The 7,601-nt window shown below is 44.4% G+C and carries 4 protein-coding genes; 1 reads left to right on the top strand and 3 read right to left on the bottom strand.

From position 1 onward, the window contains the following. Nucleotides 1-133: 133 nt before the first annotated feature. The 3 genes from G9G57_RS20605 to G9G57_RS20595 form a co-directional block, all read right to left on the bottom strand. Complete coding sequence (locus tag G9G57_RS20605) at nucleotides 134-1,855, bottom strand: ABC transporter ATP-binding protein (protein ID WP_025364985.1); 1,722 nt, start codon at nucleotides 1,853-1,855, stop codon at nucleotides 134-136. Continuing rightward, nucleotides 1,855-3,693: an ABC transporter ATP-binding protein gene (locus G9G57_RS20600; RefSeq protein WP_164965490.1), complete on the bottom strand. Its 1,839-nt coding sequence runs from the start codon at nucleotides 3,691-3,693 to the stop codon at nucleotides 1,855-1,857. The genes G9G57_RS20605 and G9G57_RS20600 overlap by 1 nt, the downstream gene beginning before the upstream one ends. A gap of 138 nt (nucleotides 3,694-3,831) precedes the next feature. Then, nucleotides 3,832-4,821, bottom strand: coding sequence for a helix-turn-helix transcriptional regulator (locus tag G9G57_RS20595; protein WP_164965489.1), 990 nt, complete (start codon nucleotides 4,819-4,821; stop codon nucleotides 3,832-3,834). A 703-nt stretch (nucleotides 4,822-5,524) separates the two neighbouring features. Here G9G57_RS20595 and G9G57_RS20590 point away from each other — a divergent pair. Next, nucleotides 5,525-7,486 carry an endonuclease MutS2 gene (locus G9G57_RS20590; protein ID WP_016820761.1) on the top strand — a complete coding sequence of 654 codons (1,962 nt, stop codon included), beginning with the start codon at nucleotides 5,525-5,527 and terminating at the stop codon, nucleotides 7,484-7,486. Nucleotides 7,487-7,601: the final 115 nt, after the last annotated feature.

Raw genomic sequence — 7,601 nt, 5'->3', positions numbered from 1 at the left:
GTTATCTCCATATCTTACGACATGGCTTGATTCTCTCGAAAGTGTTTTGATTTGTCTCACGTTATGGGGTCAGTCCCTATGACATCTCCCGGGGCGGTTTCTTAATGTTTGTATCCTGAGTTCATACAGACTATTACTCTCTTACCTCATGCTGTCTGTTCCACAATCGTGCATATAGGCCGTTGTTATCCAACAGTTCATCATGTCTTCCCTGCTCCACGACCCTTCCTTTGTCCAACACTACAATACGGTCTGCGTTTCGAATCGTTTTGAGCCGATGAGCAATCGCAATAACTGTTCGACCTTGTACAAGACGATTAATAGCCTGCTGAATATCCCTTTCATTCTCAGGGTCCAGCGAAGACGTAGCTTCATCTAGCAAAACAATCGGCGAATTTTTAAGTATAGCGCGGGCAATGGATATCCTCTGTTTCTCGCCGCCCGATAACGTACTGCCTCCCTCACCTACCCGGGTATCATATCCCTTGGGTAGCCTGGATATAAAATCATGGCAACAAGCTTGGCGAGCAGCAGCTTCGATTTCTTCCTGTGTAGCATCGCTTTTGCCAAATCGAATATTGTTCGCAATGGTATCTTGAAACAGATATACATCCTGGAACACCATAGATATCTTGCGCAATAGCGCTTCCGTATTCATCTGTTGTATGTTGTTTCCACCTAATAGCACGCTGCCCTGATCCGGGTCGTAAAAGCGGGCAATCATCCGCAATACCGTACTTTTTCCGCTGCCGGAGGGTCCTACTAGTGCTGTGAAAGAACGAAACGGCATAGACATACTCACATTCCGCAATACTGGCTGATCACCATATCCAAAACTTACGTTTCTTAGTTCAATATCGTGTCTCTCCGAAGGCAACTGGTCACCCGGCATCACTGGCTCGTTCAGCAATTGGACGATACGTTCACCTGCCTGCTCGTGGTATCTAAATTCAGCGAAGTTTACAAGTGCAGTGGTTAGGGGATCATAAATACGTGTTCCTACAATCAGAAAAGAAACAAACACAATAACATCCATCTGACCCGCCAGCAGTAGATATACACCGATCATAACCATCCACGTCAAGCCAGACCGCATGAAAGCAATAGCAGCCAATACAATCGGTCCTAACAACCCTTCAATACGGATGCTGTGCCGCATCAGTTCTCTAAACGCAAGCTCCAGCCGGACAAAACGCTCACCAGTTAGCTGGTAGGCTTTAATCACCCGAATACCATTTAAATACTCCTGTAGACGATTCGCAGCATTGATTTTGGCACGCATATGATTGGCCCCCAGCCGCCGCTGGATACGGGAAGTAAGCAATACCAACAAAATGGCCACCGGAAAAGCAGCAAACAATGCCAGCGCCATCCGCCAATCTAAAAAGGATAATCCAATTAATGCCAAAAGCGGCATCGTCACCGCCCCGATCATCTGCGGCACCAAATGGGAAATCCCATGTTCCACCATTGTAAAATCACCCATCATCATATTGGCTAGGTCACCGGGATCGCGTTTGTTCAGAAATCCCAGAGATAGTCTACGCAAATGCTCAGCTAGACGCGACCTCCCGGTTACCGAGGCATCATAGGCTCCACGGTATTGGGAACGATAAGCCGGAATCTCACACAGAAACAGCAGAAGTAGCGACAGGAGCAGACCTCCACTAATCCACCATAAGCCAGCAGATTGGAGCGAAGCTCCCGGATGGATGAAAGGCTCGAAAATCAGACGGGCCGCCCCTACCAGCAAGGCAAAAGGAACCAACCCTGCGATATTGGCTAAGGTTGTGTATAATACCGGTTTTAACAGTACCCTTGGATTTCCAGCCGTGATACTTTGCAACATTCTCATCATTGAGCCGCCTCCTCTTCCCGTGCCCCAATCTGCCATTGTCCGACATCCGTGTAGGCCTGCCATAAGTGGGCATACAGGCCGTTTACTTCCAGCAACTCACTGTGCTGACCCCGTTCAGCAATACGTCCTTCCTGAAGCACCAGAATCTGATCCGCATGCTGAATAGTAGACAAACGGTGTGCAATAACAATAACCGTCTTGTTTTTCATTAGTTCTTTTAATGCCAGCTGCATTTCATATTCATTTTCAGGATCAGCAAATGCCGTAGCTTCATCCAATACGAGAATAGGTGCATTTTTGAGAATGGCACGTGCTACCGCAAGTCGCTGCTCTTCTCCGCCCGATAGGTATACCCCTCCAGCTCCGATGAGCGTATCATAGCCGTTCGGCAGCTTACAAATGAACTCATGACACTGTGCTGCCTTTGCAGCCGCTATAACCTGCTCCATAGAAGCCTTCGCATCACCTACGGCAATATTGTTAAATACGGAGTCATAAAACAAAAAAGTTTCCTGAAATACAAAAGCAACCGTATCCATCAGGTTAGATGTGCTCATCAGGCGGATATCGGCCCCACCAATGCGGACTGCACCTTCCTGTACATCCCAAAAACGCGGCACCAAATTGGCGATCGTCGATTTACCGGAACCAGACGGGCCGACTAAAGCGGTCATTTTCCCTTGTCTTGCCGTAAAAGTGATATTAGACAGCACATAGGTCGATGGATTGTCATCTCCGTCCTCATGCTTGTTAACCTCTTCTGTGTTTCCATAGGAAAAGGAAACTTGCTCGAACTGCACATCATAAGTAGTCGGCTTTTGCGGATGTGCTGGCTCTTGTATTGCAGGTTCTTTAAAAATACGGTCAATCCGATCAACGCCTTCATTAATATCACGCATTGAAGACATGAGATGCATAATTTTAAACATGGGTGCTGACACCCCGGGGGCCATTACCAGAAAAAATAGTAACACCGAGGCAAATGCAACATTCTGCGGGTTACCACTCAACAGGTATACACCGACAGGAAGTACAAAAGCAGCGAATGAGCCAATGATTACCTTAAAGACGAGAAAACCAGTTTCAAATTGGTCAGTGAATCTCATGCAATATTCACGATAATGCACCATATCGGAATAAAACTTACGAAACGAATGCACCGTCTGTCCAAACACCTTGATTGCGGGTATACCACGGACATACTGCACAGCCGATCCGTTTAGACGTTCCAGTGAGTTGTAATATTCCTTGATGTTATCCTGTGTTTTGGAGCCACCGATCAGCCTCATTTGAACGGTGAAAGCAAGCAGAATCGGCACGATACAAGCAAACGCCAACCATATATTCAAGCTAAACATGGTGACAATCATCACTACTGCTGTCACGATAACCTGCACCAGATCCGGTAATTGGTGAGCGACAAACGTCTCTACTTTTTCCACATTTTGCTCCAAAGTCTTTTTGACAGCCCCCGTGGAAGTGCCATTAAGCCATCCTAAGGGGAGCTTACCGATGTGCGCAGACAGCTTGACGCGTAAGCCGTATAAAATACGGAAAGCCGCAATATGTGAGATAAGCCCGCCGATGTACATTGTAATAAGGCTGGCTAATAAACCTGCTAAAGCAATCAGTCCCCATTGAATCATCAATGGCCCGTCTGCTGTTGTAGGTTGTGCAGCGTGCTCAAGTAGCTCCTTGAGTACAAAATAAACTGAAGCATAAGGCACCAACATGAAAATGGCACTTAAACCGGAAAATAAAGCGGAAACAGCAAGTAATCCACGTTTTTCCCCAGCGATTTGAAGTAATCGGGCAATGCCCGTTTTTGGTTGCATGAATCATTTCTCCTTTCCAAATACGGCAGTTGCAGAATGCTTGAGCCTGTGTCTATTGTAGGCCCACATTCTGCTTCCTACCGCCAATTCCGGGAGAAACATCACCACTGGAAGGAGAGTTTTATAAAGATGAAGGTTTTATAAGGAGCATAAATTCTTATTTTTTCGGTAGGCACTTGGATTGTAGCCATATGTTTTACGGAATAGTGCGGCAAAATGACTAAAGTTACTATAGCCGACCATCGCTGACGCTTCACTGACTGAAATCTGCTCCTGTTCTAGCAGTTGCTTGGCTTTTTCCAGTCTCTGCTGGCGCACAAAGCCAAATACTGTTGTGCCGAATAGCTCTTTAAAGCCATTTTTCAGTTTTTGCTCATTAATATGTACCATCTGTGACAACCGAATCAGACTGGGTGGCTGCACCAGTGTACGGAGTAAAATGTCTCGCGCCTCGTGAATACATTGCACATCAGTGGGTTTAATTGTCATAGAAAGTTTAGGTGGAGAAGTGCGTATTTCTTGCAAAAACAGAGCCATCAATTCCAGCGTCTTGCTCTCCAAGAAAAGCTGACGGGTTATGCCCTCATAAGAATGAGACGACAATTCCTGAGCAATAGCCCGCATATCAGGAGTAATCAACGCTTCCATGCAAGCAAAAGACTGCTCCAAACGAATACCCAGTTCCTGTAGTAACTCTCGCCATAGCAATGGATTAAAACGCAGCTCTAGATGATTCATCACATTACTAGCTGCTATCTCTGCGTGAATCTTCACATCATTCATGTAGACGAGCTGTACATGTCCCCCGTGCTCATGATCTGAACGAAAATCATTCACAGACCAAGTGGCGGAATAATCGATGTTTAGTGCCAACTCCAGATAAGGCTTATCAATTCTTCTTGATATCTGGACTGGCTCATGAAATAACATTTTGCTTTGTGATAGCTCAAGGCCATTGCGTAAAAAATGTGTTCGATGTATTCCGTCTCCCCACTTTTCGGGTATCTGATAAAAATGTTCGTGCTGTATTCCTGCTGGAGTGGAGCTATTTTCATGAATCATTAAGTTGGAATCGATTATCTGATTAAAATATTCATTAAAAGTAGACGGTGAAGTTTGTGTCTTCATCTTGTCATCACTTCCTTCTTATAGCTGGATTCGCAGTACATACGAGTTTCATTCACCATTACAATTATAATGATTATCATTCTCAATTAAAAGATGGTAATCATTCATTGAGTAATCGGTTTACATAATATATATTACATAAACCCCTTATCCTCATGGTCACTTTTACATCGAATTGAAGAAGTCGCCCTTGACTTCATTACCTGTCTGATCGTATATTATGGATAGATCTTCAATTAAGGGAGAGATTTTAATGTCGGTGAACGTTCTTAACTAAGCAATTGCATATTCAGGGAAGACCATCAGGCGCTTGTACCCTTTAGGGACAGGTTTGTTTCTTGCTGAGTTTTTACCCTGGTATTAGTTAAGAACATGCGGATATCATAAATCGCCTTAGGGATTATTTTCATCTAGGCCTTATTCCGTGCTGTGTTCAGCACGGTTTTTTTGTTTCCAACTTTTGTGAACTCCTTTTACACGTTTTTCTATTCATAAGCCAATGAACTGATATGTTGGTTGGCCTGTGGATTAAAACGCAGAATTGATGAGAGCACATGCTGGATTATAGGCTTATTTGATGATACACTCCCTCTCCCTTAAAGGGCGGAGAATGAACGTTTTGTTCATTCTCCGCCCTTTTTTTGTTTTTCAGAAAGGTTTTAAAAAAATCCTGTCAATACACAACTAAAGGAGAGATTTATCCATGAATGAAACTACAATGTTGCGTTTGGAATATGATCAGATTAAAACAAGAGTGTCTGAATGTGCTTTTTCATACCTAGGTAAGCAGCATGCCGCTTCCATGCAGCCAATTACAGATATCCGTACAATCAAAATTCGTCTTAACGAAACGAGCGAAGCTTTACAGCTCATTCGCCACGGAGCTAGCGTACCTGTTCCTTCATTGGAAGGAATGGAGCACATTCTGCACCTCTTGGGAACTGGCTATATGTTCAGCGAGCGTGATTTTTCTCATTTGGCCCAATTCATCAGAAGCTGCATGCAGCTGATGAAATATATGCATGCCAAGGCGGATTCAGCTCCAACCGTCAGTGCTTATGCCTCTTCCATGTATGGCATGGAGTCACTCCTATCCGAAATCGAGAGATGCATTTATTCGGGTCGAGTAACGGATAATGCCAGTAAAGAACTAGCTAAAATTCGCAAAAAAATTGCAGTTACTGAAGAACGTATCAAGAGGAAACTAGATTCTCTTATCAGCCGTCACCGATCCATCATGCAGGAAAATATGATCAGTCAGCGCAATGGCCGTTACGTCCTTCCGATCAAAAAAGAATTCCGCAAACAGGTGAAAGGCAATGTACTGGATGAGTCAGGTAGCGGTCAGACCGTCTATGTGGAACCTGCCGAGATCATAAATCTGCAATTCGAACAGAGCGCAAATATGGCAGAAGAATCAAAAGAGGAAATGAAAGTGCTAGGAGACCTGACCGCAATGGCTGAGTCATACAACCGTGAACTAAGCATTAATACAGAGACGGTAGGCATACTGGATTTTTTATTAGCTAAAGCCAAATACGCTATGACTCTGGATGCTGTCTCTGTCGAGCTTAACGATGATGGGATAATAGATATCTATGGTGCACGTCACCCATTGATGGCCCATACTATGGTGCCGCTTGATTTCTCAATTGGTGAAGGTTATTCTTCACTTATTATTACCGGGCCAAATACAGGCGGAAAAACGATGGCTCTCAAAAGCGTAGGTTTGTTAACACTCATGGTGCAATCCGGCCTGCTGGTACCTGTTTTGCAAGGTAGCCGAATGGCTGTATTCGAGGACATTGTGGTAGACATCGGGGATGGCCAAAGCATTGAACATGCTTTGAGCACCTTTTCTGCTCATATTCGCAATATGATTGGCATTTTGGAAACGGCAGGCAGCTCTACTCTGATCCTGATCGACGAAATGGCCTCTGGTACTGATCCGGGAGAAGGCGTAGGCCTATCTATCGCGTTGCTGGAAGAATTTCATCGTCGCCGTGCGACAGTAGTGGCTACCACGCACTTTAGCGAAATCAAGCATTTTGCTGAAAACACACCGGGGTTCCAAAATGCTCGTATGGAGTTTGATACCGAAACGTTGCAACCCTTGTACCGACTTCGCATTGGCGAGGCCGGGGAAAGCTACGCATACGCAATTGCTTTGAAGCTAGGCATGTGGACTCGCATTATCGAGCGTTCTGAGGCCATTTCTGCTGGAAGAACGTCTCAGGATGCACAGGAGTTTTTGGTTATTCCCCCTTCTTTTGATGATAAAAAGTCTGACGATGTATTTAAACCTGCCTCTAAAAAAGCATCTACAGACCGCACAGTCGCAAAACAGGGAAAACAAGAGCACCCGCTCATAACCAAGCCATTTGCTCTTGGAGATAGTGTTTATGCCAGCTACCTAGATCGAACCGGTATTGTTTACAAAACCGAGGATGAACGAGGCAATGTTGGAATTTTGATTCAAGGACAAAAGCTGATCATAAATAAAAAGAGGCTCACTCTTCACATCGCTGCAACAGAATTGTATCCTGACGACTATGATTTGGATATTGTTTTAGAAACAAAGGAAAACCGCAAAAAACGGAAGCTTCTAACGCGCAAGCATGTTCAGGGGCTGATAATTGAATCTCCTCCGGAAAATGAAAAATAAGTTGCTTTGAAATGTTATACGTATCAAACAAATAAACATAATATATATTATGTAAACTTAAAAAAGCAAAAAGGCGTGTCTTAAGTTCAAGGCACGCTCTTTTACTTTTATTTTA

This window comes from Paenibacillus sp. EKM211P, assembly GCF_011066175.1.
GTDB classification, from domain to species: Bacteria; Bacillota; Bacilli; order Paenibacillales; family Paenibacillaceae; genus Paenibacillus; species Paenibacillus polymyxa.
This window is presented reverse-complemented; position numbering and strand designations above follow the sequence as displayed.